At 69.7% G+C, this 19,386-nt stretch carries 21 protein-coding genes; 12 read left to right on the plus strand and 9 right to left on the minus strand.

Annotated elements, in window-relative coordinates; all coding sequences use genetic code 11:
- Positions 1 to 8 precede the first annotated feature (8 nt).
- On the minus strand, positions 9 to 842 hold the full coding sequence (locus PUT80_RS00785; protein ID WP_275290735.1) for a fumarylacetoacetate hydrolase family protein: 834 nt from the start codon (positions 840 to 842) through the stop codon (positions 9 to 11).
- A 109-nt stretch (positions 843 to 951) separates the two neighbouring features.
- Here PUT80_RS00785 and PUT80_RS00790 point away from each other — a divergent pair, with 109 nt between their 5' ends.
- On the plus strand, positions 952 to 1,635 hold the full coding sequence (locus PUT80_RS00790; RefSeq protein ID WP_275290736.1) for a GntR family transcriptional regulator: 684 nt from the start codon (positions 952 to 954) through the stop codon (positions 1,633 to 1,635).
- 116 nt (positions 1,636 to 1,751) lie between these two features.
- Here the strand turns inward: PUT80_RS00790 and PUT80_RS00795 are convergent, their stop codons facing one another.
- Together PUT80_RS00795 and PUT80_RS00800 are read right to left on the minus strand one after the other, a co-directional pair.
- Positions 1,752 to 2,312, minus strand: a complete 561-nt coding sequence (locus PUT80_RS00795) for an alpha/beta hydrolase (protein ID WP_275290737.1) — start codon at positions 2,310 to 2,312, stop codon at positions 1,752 to 1,754.
- Positions 2,267 to 2,668, minus strand: a complete 402-nt coding sequence (locus PUT80_RS00800; RefSeq protein WP_275290738.1) for a hypothetical protein — start codon at positions 2,666 to 2,668, stop codon at positions 2,267 to 2,269. Before PUT80_RS00800 ends, PUT80_RS00795 begins: the two co-directional genes overlap by 46 nt.
- Positions 2,669 to 2,737: 69 nt before the next feature.
- Here PUT80_RS00800 and PUT80_RS00805 point away from each other — a divergent pair, with 69 nt between their 5' ends.
- Positions 2,738 to 3,349: a TetR/AcrR family transcriptional regulator gene (locus tag PUT80_RS00805; RefSeq protein WP_275290739.1), complete on the plus strand. Its 612-nt coding sequence runs from the start codon at positions 2,738 to 2,740 to the stop codon at positions 3,347 to 3,349.
- Here PUT80_RS00805 and PUT80_RS00810 read toward each other — a convergent pair.
- A complete protein-coding gene (locus PUT80_RS00810; RefSeq protein WP_275290740.1) occupies positions 3,315 to 4,502 on the minus strand; it encodes an MFS transporter in 1,188 nt (395 codons plus the stop codon). The genes PUT80_RS00805 and PUT80_RS00810 overlap by 35 nt on opposite strands.
- 462 nt (positions 4,503 to 4,964) lie before the next feature.
- Between PUT80_RS00810 and PUT80_RS00815 the strand changes: the two genes are divergently transcribed.
- The 7 genes from PUT80_RS00815 to PUT80_RS00845 all read left to right on the plus strand — a co-directional run bounded on the left by PUT80_RS00815 (position 4,965) and on the right by PUT80_RS00845 (position 12,170).
- The gene (locus PUT80_RS00815; protein WP_009083595.1) at positions 4,965 to 5,618 is read left to right on the plus strand and encodes a response regulator transcription factor; all 654 of its coding nucleotides are present in this window, start codon (positions 4,965 to 4,967) and stop codon (positions 5,616 to 5,618) included.
- A gap of 9 nt (positions 5,619 to 5,627) precedes the next feature.
- Positions 5,628 to 6,248, plus strand: coding sequence for a trimeric intracellular cation channel family protein (locus tag PUT80_RS00820; RefSeq protein ID WP_134665171.1), 621 nt, complete (start codon positions 5,628 to 5,630; stop codon positions 6,246 to 6,248).
- A gap of 131 nt (positions 6,249 to 6,379) precedes the next feature.
- Positions 6,380 to 7,072 carry a response regulator transcription factor gene (locus PUT80_RS00825; RefSeq protein ID WP_037811118.1) on the plus strand — a complete coding sequence of 231 codons (693 nt, stop codon included), beginning with the start codon at positions 6,380 to 6,382 and terminating at the stop codon, positions 7,070 to 7,072.
- Positions 7,069 to 8,508, plus strand: a complete 1,440-nt coding sequence (locus PUT80_RS00830; RefSeq protein WP_134665169.1) for a HAMP domain-containing sensor histidine kinase — start codon at positions 7,069 to 7,071, stop codon at positions 8,506 to 8,508. The genes PUT80_RS00825 and PUT80_RS00830 overlap by 4 nt, the downstream gene beginning before the upstream one ends.
- Positions 8,509 to 8,627: 119 nt before the next feature.
- On the plus strand, positions 8,628 to 9,428 hold the full coding sequence (locus PUT80_RS00835) for a DeoR/GlpR family DNA-binding transcription regulator (protein ID WP_106961260.1): 801 nt from the start codon (positions 8,628 to 8,630) through the stop codon (positions 9,426 to 9,428).
- Entirely contained in the window at positions 9,425 to 10,495 is a 1,071-nt protein-coding gene (gene galT, locus PUT80_RS00840) for a galactose-1-phosphate uridylyltransferase (RefSeq protein ID WP_275290741.1), read from the plus strand. The genes PUT80_RS00835 and galT overlap by 4 nt, the downstream gene beginning before the upstream one ends.
- A gap of 79 nt (positions 10,496 to 10,574) precedes the next feature.
- On the plus strand, positions 10,575 to 12,170 hold the full coding sequence (locus tag PUT80_RS00845; RefSeq protein ID WP_275290742.1) for a trypsin-like peptidase domain-containing protein: 1,596 nt from the start codon (positions 10,575 to 10,577) through the stop codon (positions 12,168 to 12,170).
- 292 nt (positions 12,171 to 12,462) lie between these two features.
- Here PUT80_RS00845 and PUT80_RS00850 read toward each other — a convergent pair whose 3' ends face one another.
- From PUT80_RS00850 to PUT80_RS00870, 5 genes are read right to left on the minus strand one after another with little or no spacing between them, the layout of a single operon-like run.
- A complete protein-coding gene (locus PUT80_RS00850; RefSeq protein ID WP_275290743.1) occupies positions 12,463 to 12,870 on the minus strand; it encodes a hypothetical protein in 408 nt (135 codons plus the stop codon).
- A 40-nt stretch (positions 12,871 to 12,910) separates the two neighbouring features.
- Positions 12,911 to 14,122, minus strand: a complete 1,212-nt coding sequence (locus PUT80_RS00855) for a molybdopterin-dependent oxidoreductase (RefSeq protein ID WP_275290744.1) — start codon at positions 14,120 to 14,122, stop codon at positions 12,911 to 12,913.
- Entirely contained in the window at positions 14,119 to 14,748 is a 630-nt protein-coding gene (locus PUT80_RS00860; protein ID WP_275290745.1) for a class I SAM-dependent methyltransferase, read from the minus strand. The genes PUT80_RS00855 and PUT80_RS00860 overlap by 4 nt, the downstream gene beginning before the upstream one ends.
- Complete coding sequence (locus PUT80_RS00865; RefSeq protein WP_275290746.1) at positions 14,745 to 15,416, minus strand: DUF2064 domain-containing protein; 672 nt, start codon at positions 15,414 to 15,416, stop codon at positions 14,745 to 14,747. The genes PUT80_RS00860 and PUT80_RS00865 overlap by 4 nt, the downstream gene beginning before the upstream one ends.
- A complete protein-coding gene (locus PUT80_RS00870; protein WP_275291089.1) occupies positions 15,413 to 16,057 on the minus strand; it encodes a glycosyltransferase family 2 protein in 645 nt (214 codons plus the stop codon). Before PUT80_RS00870 ends, PUT80_RS00865 begins: the two co-directional genes overlap by 4 nt.
- A gap of 159 nt (positions 16,058 to 16,216) precedes the next feature.
- On the opposite strand from PUT80_RS00870, the gene PUT80_RS00875 reads away from it, so the two are divergent.
- The 3 genes from PUT80_RS00875 to PUT80_RS00885 are packed head-to-tail and all read left to right on the plus strand — an operon-like array spanning position 16,217 to position 19,376.
- Complete coding sequence (locus PUT80_RS00875; RefSeq protein ID WP_275290747.1) at positions 16,217 to 17,620, plus strand: hypothetical protein; 1,404 nt, start codon at positions 16,217 to 16,219, stop codon at positions 17,618 to 17,620.
- 8 nt (positions 17,621 to 17,628) lie between these two features.
- Entirely contained in the window at positions 17,629 to 18,330 is a 702-nt protein-coding gene (locus PUT80_RS00880; RefSeq protein WP_275290748.1) for a response regulator transcription factor, read from the plus strand.
- The gene (locus tag PUT80_RS00885) at positions 18,327 to 19,376 is read left to right on the plus strand and encodes a HAMP domain-containing sensor histidine kinase (protein WP_037811134.1); all 1,050 of its coding nucleotides are present in this window, start codon (positions 18,327 to 18,329) and stop codon (positions 19,374 to 19,376) included. The genes PUT80_RS00880 and PUT80_RS00885 overlap by 4 nt, the downstream gene beginning before the upstream one ends.
- The last annotated feature ends 10 nt before the right edge of the window (positions 19,377 to 19,386 follow it).

Genomic DNA, 19,386 nt, shown 5'->3' on the forward strand with positions numbered 1-19,386 from the left:
CGCTCCCTTCACCCGGCGACGCAGGTCTGCCGGAGCTGTCCGATGCCCTCGATCTGGGTGACGACCTCGTCGCCCGGCCACAGGTAGCGCCGCGGGGACCGCGAATGCCCGACCCCCGAGGGCGTGCCGGTGAAGATCAGGTCGCCGGGAAGGAGCGGGCACACCGCCGAGAGCCGCGCGATCAGCTCGGCGACCGAGAAGACCATTGACGACGTGCGCGCCTTCTGCACGCTCTCGCCGTTGACCAGGCACTCGATCGCGAGGTCGTCGGGGTCGGCGAACTCGTCCGCGGTCACCAGGACCGGCCCGGTGGGAGCGAACCCCGGGAACGACTTGCCGAGCGAGAACTGCGGAACCGGTCCCGCCGCCTGGACGACTCGCTCGGAAAAGTCCTGCCCCACAGTCAATCCCGCCACGTGCAGCCAGGCGTCCTCGGCCGCGGTTTTCTCCGCCCGGCGGCCGATCACCACCACAAGTTCCGCTTCCCAGTCGACGAACTCGCTCGGCAGCTTCAGCTCCGTGTCCGGCCCGGTGAGGGACGTGCCGAACTTCGTGAAAGTGGCCGGCGACTCCGGAAGTTCGAGCCCGGCTTCCTGCGCGTGCTCGCGGTAATTCAGCCCGATGGCGAAGATCTGCCGCGGCTTCGGCGAAGGACTCCCCGCGAGGCCCTCGGGCGCGGCCGGTCCGTCGGTCGTCGTCCGCCCCCACTCCGCGAACTCGCTCCAGCGCTCGAAAACCGCGAGCGGATCGGCCGGGAACCGCCCGCCGCTCGCCCCTTCGACGTCGATCGCCCTGTCATTGAGCACCAGGCACATCCGGCCGGCCCGTGTCGTCGTTTGCATTCTCCGCGTCCTTCCGCTGCTTCCCGGCCAGTGAACACCGCTGAATCTCGATAAGTCAACTAAATCTCGAGATTATGGCGAGTATGCGGAACCAGGTACGATCTGCGACATGACTGGCGCTCGCAGCACGACCCGCGTCGAGGACGTCTACCTGCGTCTTCGCGCCGACATCCTCAACGGCCGGCACGCGCCCGGAACGCGGCTGCGCGTCGAAGCGCTCAAAGGGGACTACGACGCCAGCAGCGGCGTCCTGCGCGAAGCGCTGCCCCGGCTGGTCGGCCAAGGACTCGCGACTTTCGCGCCACAGCAAGGATTCCGGGTCATCGACGTCTCCCCGGACACGCTGCAAGACCTCACCGAAGCGCGCGTGGTCGTCGAAACACACGTGGTCCGCGAATCCCTCGCGCACGGCAGCATCGAATGGGAGTCCGACCTGCTCGCGGCGCATCACAATCTCGCCCGCACCACGTTCGCCGACGAGTCAGACGCGATCAACGAGCGCTGGCTGTCCGCGCACGCCCGGTTCCATCAGGTCCTGCTGGAGGGCTGCCCGAACCAGCACCTGCGCACGGTGGCGACCCAGCTGCGCGAATCGGCCGAGGTCTACCGGTGCTGGGCCCGCGCCTCGAGCGAGGACAACCACCGCGACGTCGCGGCGGAACACCGGCTGATCTGCGAACGCGCGATCGAACGAGACGTCGCGGGCACGGTCGAGGCCCTGCGGGACCACATCGAGTTGACTACGAAGCTGCTGCTCGACGGGTATCGGAGCCGGGAAGAGGGCGACGGATAGCGGTGGTCATGCCTCGAGTTTTGCCTGCGTGCGGACCTGGCGTCCAAGACTGGTTCGCTATCCGGCGATAACCTGACGGCATCGGATCTCGAAAGTCTTGCGGCAAACAAGTTCTCTCAACTCCGAGCGAGAAACCGCCGCTGCTCCGCCGCCGCGTCCAAGTCCTCCGGGCTGTCGCCGCCGAACCCGCCGTGCGGCATCGCCTCGAACACGTGCAGTTCGGCTGCCACGCCGGCGGCGCGCAATTTCCGATGCATCCGGACCGTGTTCGACAGGAACAGATCGCGGGTACCGCTCCGGAGGAAGGTGGGCGGGAAGCCGGAAACGTCACCGAAGATCGGGGACAGGTACGGATCCCGCAGGTCGGCACCCGCTGCGTAGAGGGCGTTCGTGGGAGCCAGACTGCGGAGGATGTTGTCTACGCCGTCCAGCGTCTGGAAGGTGTCGCCGGATTCGGTCAGGTCGACTTGCGGCGTGTTGAGCACCAGCGCGGCCGGCATCGGCAACCCGGCGTCCTTGGCGCACAACAAAAGCGCGGCCGCGATGTTCCCTCCCGCGGAATCGCCGCCGACGAACACCTGCGACGGATCACGCTCCCGCAGCGCGTGCTGGTACACGGACATCGCATCATTCAGCGCCGCCGGATACGGATAGAGCGGCGGCAGTCGGTAGTCCACGCCCCACACGAGCATGCCGGTCGACAAGGCGGTCCTGGCCGTTGTCGCCCGGCGGCCTCCCCGCCGCCGACCAGGAGGCCGCCGGGATGCATCCACAGGAAGACGGCGTCGTCATCGACCCCATGCGGCCGCGCGGCGTACCCGGCGGCTCCGTCGACCTCGAAGTCCTCGACGTGCACCGGCAGTCCAGTGACCGGAAACCGCTGGGCAGTCGACTGATTCGCCCGAGCCGCCATCGCGAGCCAGCCATCCGTGTCGTCGGCAGCCGGATAGGTCAACTCGCCGGCGTCGAGGACGAGCCAAGACCGTGCTTGCTCGCTGATCGTCGACGGAGCGGGAAACACGCGCTCGCTCATGACTGGGCTCCCCTCTGCCTGGTAGCATCTTAACTAACTAAATTTAGTGACACAAGGAAGTGGTTCCGGATGCCCAGAACCAGCGAACGCGGCGGCCCGCGGACGCGCGCCCGGATCCTGGCGGTCGCGAACCGGCTGTTCGTGGAGCGCGGGTACGAAGCCGTGACCGTTGCCGAGATCGCGCGGGAGGCCGGGGTTTCCAGCGTGACGGTCTTCAACCACTTCGCGCGAAAGGAAGACCTCTTCCTGGACCGAGCGGCCGACGCCGTGGATCTGCTGCGCGCGGCAGTCCGAGACCGCGCGCCGGACGCCGATATCCTGACCTCCTTGCAGGACCTGTGCTTCCGCCTGTGCGACGACTGTGCGCCGCTGTCCGGGATCAGCGCCAATTCCGTACCGTTTTTCCGGACGGTCGCCGGTTCCCCCGCGCTGATCGCCCGCGCGCGAGCCATTGGTTCCGAACTCCAGTCCGTCCTCGCCGAGGAGCTAGCCCAAGACCCCGCCTTCGACGGCGACGGGTTTTTGCTCGCGGCCTTCTTTATCGCTGGCTACAGCACGGTGCTCGTAGAAACCGTCCGCCGCCGTATCGAGGGCGAGCCAGACCGCGCGGCGGCGAAGAACCACCGCGTCCGCCTTGATCAGCTGTTCACGGCACTGCGCGACGGCGTCGTGGCGCGCTGACGAGCAAGACGACCGCTGCCGCCGCGGTGCAGAGCGCGAGCGCGGTACCGGGTGTCGTGGTTTCCGTCGTCGCGCCGAGGAGGCCCGAGCCGGCAGCGGCACCAAGGTTGACCGCGGTGTTGATCCAGCTGCTTGCTTCGGTCCGCACGGTGGGATCAGTGCGAGCATCAGCCGCGAGGTAGCCGACGATGAGCAGCGGTGCGATGAAGCCGCCCGCTATGCCGATGCCGACGACCAGCACTGGCGTGGACCCGATGAGCCCAGCGGTCGCGCTGACGCCGATCAGCGCTGTGCCGAGGACGAGCAGCTGTCGTTCGACAGGCATCCGCGGATTGAGGCGGCCGTACAGCAAACCGCCGAGCGCGCTCGCCCCAGCGAACAGGGCCAGGACGACACCGGGCAGAACCGCGGAACCCTCGGCCGACCCCATGGCCGGTGCCACGATCTCGACCGCGCCGAGGATGATTCCCGGAGCCATGATGGCGACCACCACCGGGAGAAATCCGGGCGACCGCAACGGTTTCGGCGCTTCCGCGGTTCGTTTGGTGCGGTGCCCGCGCTGTTGCCGGGACAGCGGGCTGAGCACGAAAAGGCCGCTGCCCGTGGCGACGAGGCCGGCCGAGACGTAAAGCGCCAGCGCCGGATCCGCGAGCGCGGTGAGGATCGCGGAAGTCAACGGCCCGACTGCGAAAATCAACTCTTCGGCGACTGCGTCCAGGCTCAGCCCCCGAGTGCGCAGGGGGCCGCTGGCGAGCGCCGCCGACCACACCACGCGCATCGTCGATCCGAACGGCGGAAGCGACAACCCCGCGACGGTGCCAAGACCCAGCAAGAAAGGCAACGGCGCGCCCGGATCCATGGCGAACACCACGAGCGCCATCGTGTGGACCGCGCCCAGCGTGGACAAGACGGTTGCCTGGCCGAATCGGTCGACGGCGCGCGCTCGCCAGGGTGTCGCGACGACGTTGGCGATTCCCAGCGTGGCCGTGACGGCTCCGGCGGCGGCGAATGATCCGCTGCCGGATTCGAGGAGGAACACGAGCGCGAGACCGGACATCGCCAGCGACGACCGGCCAAGGATGCTCGGCAGGAAGGAGCGCACCACGTGGGGCTGGCGCAGCGCGGTCCAGTAGGAAGGGTGTTCAGGTGACACGTCGTTCTCCAGGGCACAGCGCGAGTCGAGGCGCGCGGCTGACGGGGTCCTGCGCCGAAAACGGCGCGTTGAGACCCGCCCGGGCCGGTGCTGGATCTGCGAGGGGCGGGTCGCAGGACCGTCAGCTGAAGAGAACGATGAACTGGAACGTCGCCGCGACCGTAGCAGCGGCGGCGCGCCCGGCGGTCACCTTTTTCGCGCGGACTCCAGTCAGCAAGCCTTCCGAACCAGCCGATGAACATCCGCTCCTTCTGGATCGGTTACGCAACTCGGCGGCGCCCATCCGAAGAAGTCACTCAAGTGGGTGACCAGCAACCGGGTCGACTGCTGTTCTCGGCCGCTCCGGTGGACCAGCCGCGTCACCTGGTCGTGTCTGGTTTCGAAACCGTGAACAACAGTAGGTAATCTTCCGTAACGGGTGCGGGGAGCCGCCTCCAACCCACGGTTTGCCGGAGGGCTTCGTTGATCAAGCTCATGTTCGCCGACGACGAGGAACTAGTTCGGTCGGGGCTGCGCGCCATGATGTCCGGGGCGTCGGACATCGAGATCGTGGGCGAGGCGAGCGACGGCAGATCGGCGGTCGAGGTCGCCCGTCGCTATCACCCTGACGTCGCGCTGCTCGACATCAAGATGCGCGCCCCTGACGACGGCATTCGCGCGCTCCGGGCCATTCTCGCGCTGCCCGATCCGCCGACCGTCGCCATGCTCACCACCTTCGACATCGACGAGTACGTCAGCCTCGCGCTGCGGCTCGGAGCCAACGGCTTCCTGCTGAAGGACATCGACCCGGCGGCGTTGCTGCGGGCCGTGCGCGACCTGGCCAAGGGCGGCGCCGTCCTCGATCCGGGCGTGGCCGTGCGGATGGTGCAGAGCCACCGCGACGAGCAGCGGGCCGCGCAGCCGGCGCGCAAGCTCCTGGCCTCGTTGTCCGAACGCGAACGCGAGGTCGTCGCGCTGATCGGGCAGGGTCTCTCGAACGCTGAGATCGGCGGGCGGCTGCACCTGTCCGAGGCGACGGTGAAGGGGTACGTCTCGGCGGTGCTGTCGAAGATCGGCGCGGCCAACCGGGTGCAGGCCGCGCTCCTGGCCTACCGCGGCGGGCTTCTCGACCAGTAGAACCAGCACATGCTGCTGACCGCGCTCGAGTTCCTCGGGCTGGTGGCGTTCGCGGCGTCCGGGGCGCTGGCCGCGGTCCGGGCGCGGCTGGACGTGTTCGGGGTCGTCGTGGTCGGCCTGACCACGGCACTCGGCGGCGGCATCATCCGCGACGTGCTCCTCGGCATCCATCCGCCGACGTCCCTGCGCAACTGGCCGTACCTGGCCGTCTGCGCGGTGACGGCTCTGGTCGTGTTCGCCTTTCACCCGCAGGTCGCCCGGCTGCGCCACGCCGTGCTGCTCGCGGACGCGGTCGGGCTCGGAGTGTTCGCCACAGCCGGCACCACGCTGGCACTCAACGCGGGCGCGACCGGGTACGCCGCGTGTCTGATCGGCATGACCAGCGGCATCGGCGGCGGCGCGGTCCGCGACCTGCTGCTGCGGGAGATCCCGCTCGTGCTGCGCAAGGAGATCTACGCGATGGCCGCGCTGACCGGCGCGGTGTGCGTCTGGGCGGGGCACGCGCTGCACCTCCCGGCCGGCGCGGTCACGACCGTCTCGGCGGTGGTCGTGGTCGCGATCCGCGTGCTCGCTCTCTGGCGACACTGGAACGCCCCGGTCGCCCGGCCGCCGGAAGAGCGCTCGTTGTGATTTCCGCGTCCGCGACCCCCGGCGCGGCCAGCGCGAATGTGCCGCCCTGTCCGCGGTCGTCCGGAAATGCTCTTTGTGTGTTCTGCGTGTGTTCTTAGGCGGGTCTCAGCACTCTGCGTAAGACTGGCGGCATGCGCATCCTCGTAGTGGACGACGACCGTGCCGTCCGTGAATCGCTCAGGCGGTCTTTGGAGTTCAACGGCTACACCGTGGAGCTCGCGAGCGATGGTGCGCAGGCGTTGGAGACGATCCTCGCCAACCGTCCGGACGCGATGGTTCTCGACGTGATGATGCCGCGCCTCGACGGGCTCGAAGTGGCCCGCCGGCTCCGCAGCACCGGCGACGACCTGCCGATTCTCGTGCTGACCGCCCGCGACACCGTCTCCGACCGGGTCTCCGGCCTCGACGCCGGCGCCGACGACTACCTGCCCAAGCCGTTCGCCCTGGAGGAACTGCTCGCCCGGTTGCGCGCCCTGCTGCGCCGCGCCGCGCCGGACGCTCAGCAGGGCGAGACGTCGGAGGTGCTGTCGTTCGCCGACCTCACGCTGGACCCGGGCACTCGCGAGGTCCGCCGCGGCGGCCGCGAGATCAGTCTCACCCGCACCGAGTTCGCGCTGCTCGAGCTGTTCCTCTCGTACCCCAAGCACGTGCTGACCCGCGGAAGGATCCTGGAGGAAGTATGGGGTTACGACTTCCCGACGTCGGGCAACGCGCTGGAGGTCTACGTCGGCTATTTGCGCCGCAAGACGGAAGCGGACAACGAACCGAGGCTGATCCACACGGTGCGTGGAGTGGGGTACGTCCTGCGCGAGACCCCGCCGTGACCGACTACCCGGCGGGTGCGCACGCCGCGCCGGAGGGGGAGGTCCCGGATCCGCGGGGCACCCGGTGGACCACCCGGCGGTTCTCGCTGCGCGGCCGCGTCACGCTGCTGGCCGCGGCGTGCGTCGCGGGTGCGGTGGCGCTCGTGTCCCTGTGCGCGTACCTCGTGGTGCGCAACAACCTCCTTACTCAGCTCGACGACAACCTGCTGGCCCGCGCACAAGCCGCGGCGAACTCGCCCCAGGTGCCGACCGACCAGTTGCGCGAGGTTCCGGGAGCTTTGCTGGCCAGCGCTGACCTGCAGATCGGCCAGCTCAACGGCCTCACCGGCGACCTGATCTATCCGCAGCCGGGCACGCGGCCGCCGGTCGGCCCGTCCGAGATGCGCGTCGCGACCGGCGTCCTTCCGCAGTCGCTGCGCACCGACGCGGCCACCGGCATGCGCGTGGTCGCGGTGCCGCTCGGGCACGGCCAGGCGATCGTGCTGGCTCAGTCGATGGCTCCGACGATGCGCGCGCTGAACCAGCTGTCCGTGGTGCTGTTCCTCGTCGGCGGTGCCGGGATCGTGGTGGCCGCGGGCGCGGGCACGGCCGTCGCGCGCGCCGGATTGCGCCCCGTCGACCGGCTGACCTCAGCTGCCGAACGGGTAGCCGCGACCGGCGACCTGCGCCCGATCCCGGTGAGCGGCGATGACGAACTCGCCCGGCTCACGCACAGCTTCAACATCATGCTCGGCACGGTCGCGGACTCGCAGGAACGGCAGCGGCAACTGGTCGCCGATGCCGGGCACGAGCTGCGGACCCCGCTGACTTCCATGCGCACCAACCTGGAACTGCTGCTGTCGGCCAGTCGCCCGGGTGCGCCGTCGCTGCCGGACGAGGACCGAGCCGACATCGAGGCCGACATTCGCGGCCAGCTCGACGAGCTGACCCAGCTCATCGGCGACCTGGTGGAGCTGGCGCGGCAGGATGAACCGCGCGAGCAGGCCGAACGCGTCGACCTGATGGACGTGGTCGAGCGCGCACTCGACCGGGCGCGCCGTCGGGCGGGCGAGATCGAGTTCGAGGTCGCGCTGCAGCCGTGGGTGCTCACCGGCGACAACAGCTCGCTCGAGCGAGCGGTGCTGAACCTGCTGGACAATGCGGTGAAGTTCTCGCCGCAGGGTTCGCGGGTGCGGGTCACGCTGCGTCCGCTCGGCGACGGCACCGCAGTGGTCGAGGTCGCGGACTCCGGACCGGGCATCGCCGAGGAGGACCTGCCCAAGGTGTTCGACCGTTTCTACCGCTCTTCGGAGGCACGCACCCTGCCCGGATCCGGCCTCGGGCTGGCGATCGTGAAGCACGCCGCCGAACGGCACGGCGGCACGGTTTACGCCAACCGGGCACCGGAAGGCGGCGCTCTGCTCACCATCCGGCTACCAGGGGCCCCGGTCGCCTGAGCGGCCCGCCACGCATGGCTGTCGCCCGGCAGGGGGACGCTTGATCTGCACGTCGCGCACACCTGATGTTGAATCGTGTAGGATTTTGTGCAGTTGATGGGTGTGCTTGGGGAGTGGCGGTGCTCGCGCGGCAGCGACAGGCGGTGATCCTCGAGGAAGCACGCCGGACCGGTGCGGTCCGGGTCAGTGACCTCGTCGCGAGGCTCGGCGTCTCCGACATGACGGTCCGCCGGGACCTCGACGTGCTCGCGGGCCGCGGCCTGGTCGAGAAGGTCTACGGCGGCGCGACGTCGCTGGTCGGCAAGAGCACCGACGAACCGGGGTTCGAGGCGAAGTCGGTGCGCCAGCGCGCCCAGAAGGAAGCCATCGCCGAACTGGCGGCCACCCTCGTCAAGCCGGGCACCGCGATCGGCCTGTCCGCGGGCACCACCACCTGGACGCTCGCGCACGCGCTCGACGGCGTCGAGGGCCTCACCATCGTCACCAACTCGATCCAGGTCGCCGATGTGCTGCGCAACGCGGGACAGCCGGACCGCACGGTGGTCCTCACCGGCGGCGTGCGCACCCCATCGGACGCGCTGGTCGGACCGGTCGCCGTGCAGAGCCTGCGGACACTGCACCTCGACCTGGTGTTCCTCGGCGTGCACGGCATGGCGGTGGGGCCCGGGTTCACCACCCCGAACCTCACCGAGAGCGAAACCGACCGCGCGCTGGTGGAGGCCGGACGGCGGCTGGTGGTGCTCGCCGACCACACGAAGTGGGGCACCGTCGGCATTTCCACGATCGCGGACCTGGAAGAAGCGCAGGTCGTGGTGACCGACGACGGACTGGACGACCGCGCGCGGGAAGACCTCGCGGAGCGGGTCGGAGAACTCATGATCGCCGAAACGGCGGAGAACCTCGAGGCAGAAGAAGCGTGAAACGCACTGTGCGGTACCTGGCCGACGGCCGGGAGATCATCTATTTCGACCACACCGACGACCGCGAACGGCTCGCCGAGGACACCCGGGACCTGCCGCCGGTCGCGGCGGCCTCGGAGATCCGCCGCGACCCGCTGACCGGCGAGTGGGTCGCGATGGCGGCGCACCGCCAGACGCGCACGTACAAGCCGCCCGCCGACCTCTGCCCGCTCTGCCCGACCCGGCCGGGCAAGCCGAGCGAAATCCCCGAAGCCGACTACGACGTGGTCGTCTTCGAGAACCGGTTCCCGTCGTTCTCGCAGCAGGCGACCGGTGAACCGTCCACTGTGGACGGCTTGGGCCTCGTCCCGACCGCACCGGGCCTCGGCCGCTGCGAGGTCGTGTGCTTCACCAGCGACCACGACGGCGCGTTCTCCCGGCTGATCCCGGAACAGGTGCGCCTCGTGGTGGACGCCTGGGCCGACCGCACCGCTGCGCTCGCGGCGACGCCTGGCGTGGAACAGGTCTTCCCGTTCGAGAACCGCGGCGAGGAAATCGGCGTCACGCTCTCGCATCCGCACGGCCAGATCTACGGCTACCCGTTCGTCACGCCGAAGACCGAGCGGATGCTGGCGGTCGCACGCGAACACGGCGGCTCGGTGCTCGGCGACGTGCTGGCCGCGGAACGGAAATCGGGCGAGCGCGTGATCGCGACCGGCGAGCACTGGACGGCTTTCGTGCCGCCTGCCGCGCGCTGGCCGGTGCACATCCAGATCGTGCCGCACCGGCAGGCGCCGGACCTTCCGTCGCTCACCGACGCCGAGCGCGACGACTTTTCCCGCGTGTACCTCGACGTGCTGCGCCGGTGTGACGCGCTGTACGACCGGCCGCTGCCGTACATCGCGGGCTGGCACCAGGCTCCGGTGCGGCGGGACCGGGAGCTGTCGTGGCTGTACCTGGAGCTGTTCTCCGTGCTGCGGGCCAAGGACAAGCTGAAGTACCTGGCCGGATCCGAGTCGGGCATGGCGGTCTGGATCAACGACGCCACCCCGGAACAGATCGCGGAACGGCTTCGTTCGGCAGGCTGACCGGAACTCACGGCATACTCATCTACGAAACACAGGTTCGACTCAGGAACCTCTCAGGCCCAGCCGCTTAGGTGAGGACATGACCGAGAACGACCCCCACGTGCCCGACTCCGCGGCGGGTCGCCAGGACCCGGGCGCCCAGCCGGGCGCCGAAGGCCAGGCGGCCTGGCAGCAGACCCCGGCTCAGCCGGACCAACCCTCTTCCGGCGGCGACGCGAACCAGCCGGCTTCCAGTGCCACTGGTTCGACCGCCGCGTACGGTTCGGCCGCTGAGGGCTCGGCGGGGACGTCCGGCACTGGCACGGCGAGCGGCGACGCTTCCGGTGCGTACGGAGCGCCTGCGGGGCAGTACGGCGCCGCTCCGACGTATGGGGCCGCTGCTCCGGCTGGAAGCACGCCGAATCCGTGGTCGGCCCAAGGCGCGGCCGCGCCGCACACTGGCACGCCCCAGAGCGGCGCGATCCCCGGCGCTCAGCAGCCGTACGGCAGCCAATACCCCGGCGGCACGCACACTCCGCCCGCCGGAGCCCCGGCCAATCCCTACGGCGCACCGGGAACCTCGGTGTACGGCGTCCCCGCGCAGCGCGAGAAGAAGGGTTCGGCGGGCAAGCTCCTCGCGAGCGTCGCCGCGATCTCGCTCGTGATCGGCGGCGTGGCGGGCGGAACCGTCGGGTACCTGACCGGCGGGTCCGGTTCGTCGGTGAGCGCGCTCGACGCGCCGAAACCCGCGCAGCAGACCGGCAACGTGCCGGCCGGTTCGGTCGAATCGGTGGCGCAGAAGCTGTCGCCGAGCGTGGTCGAGCTGCAGGTGTCCGGCCGGACCGCGGCGGGCGAGGGCTCCGGATTCGTGATCAGCAGCGACGGCTACATCCTCACCAACAACCACGTCGTCCAGGTCGCCGCGAACGGCGGCCAGATCCAGGCCGTGTTCCAGGACGGCAAGAAGGCCGCGGCGAAGGTTGTCGGCCGTGACCCGACCACGGACATCGCCGTGGTCAAGGTGTCCGGCGTCAGCAACTTGAAGCCGGTCGAACTGGGCCGCTCCGACGACCTGCGGGTCGGCCAGCAGGTGGTGGCCATCGGTTCGCCGTACGAGCTGACCGGCACGGTCACCTCGGGCATCGTCAGCTCGCTGCACCGCCCGGTGCAGGCGGGCGGCGACGAAACCGACCAGACCACGGTGATGGACGCGATCCAGACCGACGCCGCGATCAACCCCGGCAACTCGGGCGGTCCGCTGTCTAACATGAACGGCCAGGTCATCGGCATCAACTCGGCCATCTACAGCCCGAACTCGGGCCGCGGCCAGGGCAGCGGCAGCGAGGGCGGCAACGTCGGCATCGGCTTCGCCATCCCGATCGACCAGGCGCGCCGCACCGCGCAGGACATCATCAAGACCGGGCACGCGACCCAGACGTTCATCGGCGCGAAGGTCACCGACGCGCCCCAGGGCGGCGCCCAGCTCGGCGACATCACGCCGGGCAGCCCGGCGGAGAAGGCGGGCCTGAAGTCCGGCGACGTGGTGACCAAGATCGACGACCGCGTCATCGACAGCGCCAACACGCTCGTCGCCGCGATCCGCACCCGCGCCCCGAACGACCAGACCACCTTCACCCTCGCCGACGGACGCACGGTGCAGGTCACCTTGGGCGGACAGGCGGTACCGGCCAACTAGTTCGCTCGGCCGCCGAGGCGCGGCCGAGACCAGCCACGGCTCGACCCCCTATCCGCGCTGGGGCCGAACCTTTGCAGGCCGCGCGCGACCGGAGCACTAGAGCCGGTCGCGCGTGGCCGTTTTTTGTGCCCAGCGCGCGAAAACCGGCTCGCACACGAAAACACGAAGAGGCTCTCCGTGCCGCCTCCGACTCGGCACGGAGAGCCTCTCCGCGTGCGGTGAGGTGCCCACGCGCACGCTGTCCCAAACGCCGAATCCGCGGGAAAATTCCGGTACCGGAAGAAAACCCAGGTCAACTACGTGCGCGCGGCCGAATTTTCCGTGCCGCCTGCCGCTGTACCCGGACAATACGGACAAGCGATACGACCAGGACGGCACTCCACACCACGGCGAGCGTCGCCAGCAGCCCCAGCCACGTGCTCCCGTCGTGCAGACCGGGCTTCGGCGGCACGCCATAAGCACGCCACAGCAGCGGGAACGCCACGAAACCCAGCACTGCGGTCAACGCCGCGCCAACCTGCACTGGCCCTCGCCATGGCAGCGGCAGGAATCGAGCGAGCAGCAGGCCGACCATGCCCGCGATCGGAGCGAACACCGCGTCGTTGACGATCGGACCGCCGCCGATCCACAGCAACGTCGTGAAACTGTCCGGCCACGCCGGTGCCGCGTACTCGAGGAACAGCACGATCCCGTACGCCAACGCGCTAATCCGGGCAGCGCCAGCAGAATTCGCGCGGTCTTCACCGCACCTCCAGCTTCTCGACCCACTTCGTCTGCAACACGCCCGGCCGACTGGGCGCGATCACGCGGCACGGATACCCGTGGTCGAGATTCAGCACCTCACCGTTCAGTTCCAGCGCCAGCAACGTGAGCGGGTCGGCCGTATGCTCGCCGGGCAACACGCTGACGCCGTACAGGCCGGTCTTCTCCAGCGACGACACCCGCACGTCCACGCCGGGCGAACCGCCGCTCGCGCGCGACAGGTCCGGGAACGAGACGCCGCGCCAGGTCGCCATCTGGCTCCACCCTTCGACGCACGCGATCGGCAAGTCCACAGTGGTCTGCGGCAACGCCCGCAGCTCGGCCAGCGTGAACTGCCGGGTCCCCGCCGGAGTCACCACGGACAACCGCCATCCAGGATCCTGCGCTGCCCGCGTGACCTGCGCTGCCACGGCCGTGCGGTTGACCGGCAACTTCTGCGTGCCCTTGTCCGACCGCCACGACAAGCCGGAGACGTTCCGCAGCGCGGGAACGGTCGCGCCCGCGGTCGCCAGCACAGCAACCCCGGTCGCGATCCCCGTGGTGGTCAGGAATCCCCGGCGCGACAACCCCGGGCCAGGCTGCCGAGCGGGCGCACGCTCCCGCGCCAGCGCACGCCGGATCACCGGGAGCTTCACCGCGACATGCACGAAGATCGATCCGATCGCGACCCACGCCACCGCATAGTGCACCTGCGGAAAGTAGAAATTCCACGGGTAATTCTGCGCGACGTTCAGCAATCCCGAACTCAGCTCGAAGAACGCTGCGCCGGACAGGACAAGGATCGACAGCCGCTCCACGGCGTGCGGCACCGAGCGCACCAGTGGCCGCTCGAACAGCTTCGGGTAGACGCTCCACAGTTTGGCCAGCAGCAACGGAATCGCCGCGATCCCGGACAGCACATGTGCGCCCTGCGTCACCCGATACAGCCACGCTGGACGGCTCGGCCAGAAGAACCACTCGGGCGGATGCTGGATCAAATGGCTCAGCAGACCGGTGATGAAGCAGATCAGGAACGCGAGCCCGAGCAGGCTGCCGACCCGGGCGGTCGCGCGCTCGCCGTGCGCGCCGCCCTTGAACTGCTCCGCCTTCGGCACCCGGCGATCGACGGCACGGGCCCGTTCGCCGATCTTTGCCTGTGCTGCGGAAACCCGAGCGTCGAGCTCGCGCCACGCGGCTGCCAGCCGTTTCATGCGCGTGCCAGCTTCGCGAACCAGCGGCGGCCGCGACTGGTCGTCCACACCACTCGAAAACCCGTCCGCACCGCGATTTCCGCAATGGCGTCGACACCGACCCACGCCCAGGTGAACCACCGTCCACCAGCGGGATCCGGCCGCAAGCGGACGTGGTCGCGGCGCACCCCCTGACCGGGCTCCTCCAGTTCCACGAGCACGTCGCCATCGGGCGTGAGCAACTCGCGCACTCGCCGCAGCAGCGCATCGGGATCACCACCGATCCCGATGTTGCCGTCAGCCAGTAGCACGTGATTCCATCGTCCCTCGCCAGGCAAGCGAGTGAAAACGTTGCGCTGCAACGCACTCGCCCCGCGTCGCCGGGTCAGCCGCACCGCGACCGGCGAACTGTCCACGCCGAGGGCCACCACACCTCGACGCGTCAACGCAGCAGTAAGCCGACCGGGTCCGCAGCCGACGTCGAGCGTCGGACCCGCGCACGCGTTCAGCAGCACGGCGTCGCCCGCACCGCAACCGTCCGCCCAACGACCGACCGGCAGCTCGATCCGGTCGCCGTTCGCGAGCTCCAGCCAGCAGTGATGGCCAAGCAGCCCGCGATCGAATTCCCGCCCAGTCGCGAGTTTCATGCCACCACTCCCACCGCGTCGACCGCGGCCGCGAACCTGCTGTCCGGCCGGATCGCGGCCACCCGCAGCGCGTCCTCCATGGTGTCCACATCGGACAGTGTCGGCAGTTCGCCGACTCGGAACCCGGATCCCGCCAACGCCGCTCGAGTGCGGAACCCGGTGTCCGGACGCGACATCGGAACACCGGCGAGCACTTGCGCCTGCCGCGGATCAGCCAGCCCGAGTCCCCACCAGCCCCCGTCTTCCGCGCTGCCCAGCACTGCGCGGCTGTCTCCGTCAACGACCGGCTTGATCGCCGAAGCCAGCAATGCGGGGGAGACCTGCGGCGTGTCCATGCCGATCTGCAGCACGGGCAACCCGGCATGCACCGCGGCGGTGTCGGAGTGCGCGTTGGCCAGCCGGGTGCCGAAATCCCAGCCCCGCTGCGCGATCACGGTCGCCTTCCGCAACGCCCGGCCGATTTCGCCGCCTCGCGCCGCCTCCGAGAGGTCGCCCGTCATCGCCACGACAGTGATCGCGCCGTCGGTGGCGAACGCAGCGTCCAGCGTGTCCAACAGCGCGGAGGCGGCGATCTCCGCGGCCTGTTCTGGCGTCGCCGGCGGGCACAACCGAGTCTTCGCGAACCCCGGCACCGGGGCTTTCGCGACCACAAGCAGGCAGAACGTCATCGGGCGAGCACCCGCCCGAAGTCCCGCACCGCTCGCAACGTGCCGCGCATCGAACCGGACACTTTCGATTTCGTGCCCCGCGCCCGTTCCCGGTAAGCGACCTCGAACTCTTGGACCGTCCAACCCGCGCGCTGAGCCTTCACCAACAGCTCAAGCGGGTAGCCGAAAGCCCGGTCCGTGACGCCGAGAGCCAGCAACTCCTGGCGACGCACCGCCCGCAGCGGCGCGATGTCCCGTACTGGCAGCCCGCGGGACCGTAAGAGCAGCGAGAGGACGGCATTGCCTGCTCTTGCGTGCCACGGCCAAGCCGCCCGGGTAACCGGCACCCGTCGCCCGACCGCGAGGTCAGCACCATCCACAACCGCGGCGACCAGCTGCGGCAGCTCGGCCAGATCGAGTGACCCGTCGGCATCCGCGAAACAGACGATGTCGGCGGTCGCGTTCTCCAACCCGGTGTGGACAGCGGCACCGTAACCACGTCGCGGCTCGTCGACGACTTTCGCGCCGTGCGCGGCCGCGACATCAGGGGAACCGTCGCGCGACCCGTTGTCCACGACGATCGCGCGATACCCCGGCGGCAGACCGGCGAGCACGCCGGGCAGCGCGGCCGCCTCGTCGAGGCAGGGGAGGACGACGTCCACTCCGAATTCGTTCACGAGGCGTACGGTAGGTCTGGAAAGGACAGTGCAGAACCCTTGCTGTGCTTACCAAATCCTGACGTTCGCCCAGATCTTACCGACTTCTCACGGATCCGCCGGAACCCTGCCGGACGCCCGCCCGCGGGGTTATCGTGACCGGCGATGAGCGAGTCGACGAAGGCTGCCCGGCTCGCCGAGCCGCCACCCCCGGTTCCCGTCCGTCCCCGGTTCCGCGCCGATCTCGTGACGGTCGGCGTCACCCTCGTGGTGATCGCCGCCGCGACCGCGGTTGGCGTGTACTACAACCGGCCAGGTTCGGACGTGGTGATCTACGCGTTCGCGCCGCCGTTGTTCGCGCATTGGCTGCCACACGTCGGCCCCGGCACGGTGTTCGCCGTCCTGATCGCCGCCGGTGTCGTCCTGTACGGCCCGGTCCTGGCCGCCCGGCTGCGATGGCGGCGCGCCCTGGCCGCGGGTTACCTGGCCTCCCTCGCTTGGATCTTCTCGCTCGCCATGGTGGACGGCTGGACGCGCGGCTTCACCGGCCGGCTGACCACTGTGCAGGAGTACCTGCACGAAGTCCCCGGCATCACGGACATCCCGCGGTTCCTCCGCGAATTCTCCTCGCGCATCCTCGATTTCCAACCGAACTCGTGGACCACTCACGTGTCCGGCCACCCGCCCGGCGCGACCCTCGTCTTCGTCTGGCTCGACCGGCTCGGTCTCCACGGCGGTGCCTGGGCGTCGACCGCGGTAGTGCTGGTGGCCGCGCTGGTCGCGGTGGCGGTCCCAGCGACGGTCGCCGTGCTGGGCCGTCCCGACGCCGCCCGCGCGGCGCTTCCGTTCGCCGTGCTGAGCCCAGGCGCGGTGTGGCTGGGCGTATCCGCGGACGGCCTCTTCGCCGGCGTGACCGCCACCGGCATCGCACTGCTCGCCCTGGCGTCGGTGGGCTTCCGGGAACAGCGCGGTTACGCGTGGCCCACGGCGTTGGCAGCCGGGATTCTCATCGGGTTCGGGATCTTCCTCTCCTACGGCCTCGTCCTGCTCGGCTTGGTCGCGCTGGCCGTCGCCGTGCTCGGCAGGCAATGGCGGGCCACTCTCGTCGCTGCCCTCGGTGCGCTAGCAGTGGTCGCCGTGTTCGCGCTCGCCGGTTTCTGGTGGTTCGACGGCTACCACCTCGTGGTCGAGCGCTACTACCAGGGCGTTGCGCTGGTGCGGCCGTATTCCTACTGGGTGTGGGCCGATCTGGCCGCGGTGGCGGTCGCGTGCGGCCCCGCAGTAGTCGCAGCGGCTCGCCGGGGAGTGGCCAACGCGGTCTTCTTGCCTTCCCGCCGGACGATCCTGCGCGATCCGGTGCTGCTGATCGTGGTGGCGGCTCTGCTCACGATCGTGTTCGCTGATTCGTCCGGCCTGTCGAAGGCTGAGGTAGAACGGATCTGGCTACCGTTCGGCGCGTGGCTGATCCCGGCCACGGCGCTGCTCCCGGCGGGCCACCGCCGCTGGTGGCTGGCCGGACAGGCGGTGGTCGCGCTCGCGGTCAACCACCTGCTGCTGACGAACTGGTGAGGTGAGGCATGGAGGACCAAGCGGGTCGCGTGCTCGTGGTGGACGACGACGAGACCGTGCGCGACGTCGTCCGTCGCTACCTCGAAACCGCCGGTTTCACCGTCGACCTGGCTGGTGACGGCACGGCGGCGCTCGCCCAGTTCGCCGAGCGCGTGCCGGATCTGGTGGTGCTCGACGTGATGATGCCCGGGCTGAACGGCCTGGAGGTGTGCCGTCGGCTGCGGCAGACGAGCCAGGTGCCGATCGTCATGCTCACCGCACTCGGCGAGGAGGAAAACCGCATCGCCGGACTGCAACTGGGGGCCGACGACTACGTCACCAAACCGTTCAGCCCCAAGGAACTCACCCTGCGCGTGGCATCCGTGCTGCGCCGGGCCCGGATGCCGCGGCCCGAGCCGCCCACGGCTGAACTGACGGACGGCAACCTCCGGCTCCAGATGACCGCCCGCCAGGCGACACTCGACGGCGCGGCGCTTCCGCTGACCACGCGCGAGTTCGACCTCCTCGCGTTCTTCCTCTCCCATCCCGGCGTCGCGTTCAGCCGGGCTGACCTGCTGGAAAAGGTGTGGGGCTGGGATTTCGGCGACCAGTCCACGGTGACTGTCCACGTACGCCGGCTGCGCGAGAAAATCGAACGTGACCCGGCCAAACCGGTCCGCGTCGCGACGGTGTGGGGCGTCGGCTACCGCTACGACCGGACACAGCCGTGATCGGCTCGGGCGAGTCGGCGTGGGACATGTTCGTCCACGTCCTGCACATCCTGCCGCTCGCCTTGCTGTTCGCCTTGCCGGTGGCAGCACTGGGCGGACTCGCGCTTTACCTGCTGCGGCACCGGTCGCTGGCCACGACGATGACCACGCTCGTGCTGACTCCGGTCGCCGCGATGCTGGTCGGGATCCTCGGCGTGAGCGGCTTCATGTTCACCGAGGCCCTGACCACGGAACTGCTGGTGTGCCTGCTCGTGGCACTGGTGGCGGTGCCCGCGGCGATGGTGCTGGGCCGGGTCATCGCGCGGCGCAGTGTGTGGGAACGCGAGGCGCGGGACCGCGAACGCGCGGCGGAAGCGTCGCGTCGCGAACTGGTCGCGTGGATCAGCCACGACCTTCGCAGCCCGCTCGCCGGGATCCAGGCGATGGCGGAGGCACTGGCCGACGGCGTGGTTTCGGAGCGAGCCGAGGTGGCCGACTACGCCCAGCGCATCAGCGGCGAGACCACCCGGCTGTCCGGCATGGTGGGGGATCTCTTCGAGCTGTCCCGGATCACCGCGGGAGCACTTGAACTGAGCATGTCGGCGGTGCCGCTGCGCGACGTGGTGAGCGACGCGGTCGCCGCGCAGGCACCGGTGGCTGACCGCAAACGCGTACGGGTGCTGGAAAACGCGTCGGCGTGGCCAGTCGTGTCCGGCAGCGATCCGGAGCTGGCGCGGATCGTGCGGAACCTCGTTTCCAACGCTATCCGGCACACCCCGCCGGACGGCACGGTCGCCGTGCAAATCGGCATCGACGGCGACCAGGCGCTGCTGGCCGTGGACGACGGCTGCGGCGGGATTCCGGACGACGAGATCAGCCGGGTCTTCGACGTCGCCTTCCGCGGCACCCAAGCCCGCACCCCCGACCGCAGCGGCACCACCAGCGGCGGCGGGCTGGGCCTGGCGATCGCGAAGGGCCTGGTGGAGGCACACCGGGGACGGATCGGCGTGCAGAACCACGGCCCAGGATGCCGCTTCGAGGTGCGGTTGCCGCTGGCGGCCTCCTGAGCTGTCTATT

The organism is Amycolatopsis sp. La24 (genome assembly GCF_029087445.1).
In the GTDB taxonomy this organism is placed as follows: domain Bacteria; phylum Actinomycetota; class Actinomycetes; order Mycobacteriales; family Pseudonocardiaceae; genus Amycolatopsis; species Amycolatopsis nivea.

What these genes read in the sequence shown, in the direction of transcription:
- PUT80_RS00785 (WP_275290735.1), bottom strand. Translation starts at nt 842, where the DNA reads ATGCAAACGACGACACGGGCCGGCCGGATGTGCCTGGTGCTCAATGAC.
- PUT80_RS00790 (WP_275290736.1), top strand. Translation starts at nt 952, where the DNA reads ATGACTGGCGCTCGCAGCACGACCCGCGTCGAGGACGTCTACCTGCGT.
- PUT80_RS00800 (WP_275290738.1), bottom strand. Translation starts at nt 2,668, where the DNA reads ATGAGCGAGCGCGTGTTTCCCGCTCCGTCGACGATCAGCGAGCAAGCA.
- PUT80_RS00805 (WP_275290739.1), top strand. Translation starts at nt 2,738, where the DNA reads ATGCCCAGAACCAGCGAACGCGGCGGCCCGCGGACGCGCGCCCGGATC.
- PUT80_RS00820 (WP_134665171.1), top strand. Translation starts at nt 5,628, where the DNA reads ATGCTGCTGACCGCGCTCGAGTTCCTCGGGCTGGTGGCGTTCGCGGCG.
- PUT80_RS00825 (WP_037811118.1), top strand. Translation starts at nt 6,380, where the DNA reads ATGCGCATCCTCGTAGTGGACGACGACCGTGCCGTCCGTGAATCGCTC.
- PUT80_RS00845 (WP_275290742.1), top strand. Translation starts at nt 10,575, where the DNA reads ATGACCGAGAACGACCCCCACGTGCCCGACTCCGCGGCGGGTCGCCAG.
- PUT80_RS00855 (WP_275290744.1), bottom strand. Translation starts at nt 14,122, where the DNA reads ATGAAACGGCTGGCAGCCGCGTGGCGCGAGCTCGACGCTCGGGTTTCC.
- PUT80_RS00860 (WP_275290745.1), bottom strand. Translation starts at nt 14,748, where the DNA reads ATGAAACTCGCGACTGGGCGGGAATTCGATCGCGGGCTGCTTGGCCAT.
- PUT80_RS00865 (WP_275290746.1), bottom strand. Translation starts at nt 15,416, where the DNA reads ATGACGTTCTGCCTGCTTGTGGTCGCGAAAGCCCCGGTGCCGGGGTTC.
- PUT80_RS00875 (WP_275290747.1), top strand. Translation starts at nt 16,217, where the DNA reads ATGAGCGAGTCGACGAAGGCTGCCCGGCTCGCCGAGCCGCCACCCCCG.
- PUT80_RS00880 (WP_275290748.1), top strand. Translation starts at nt 17,629, where the DNA reads ATGGAGGACCAAGCGGGTCGCGTGCTCGTGGTGGACGACGACGAGACC.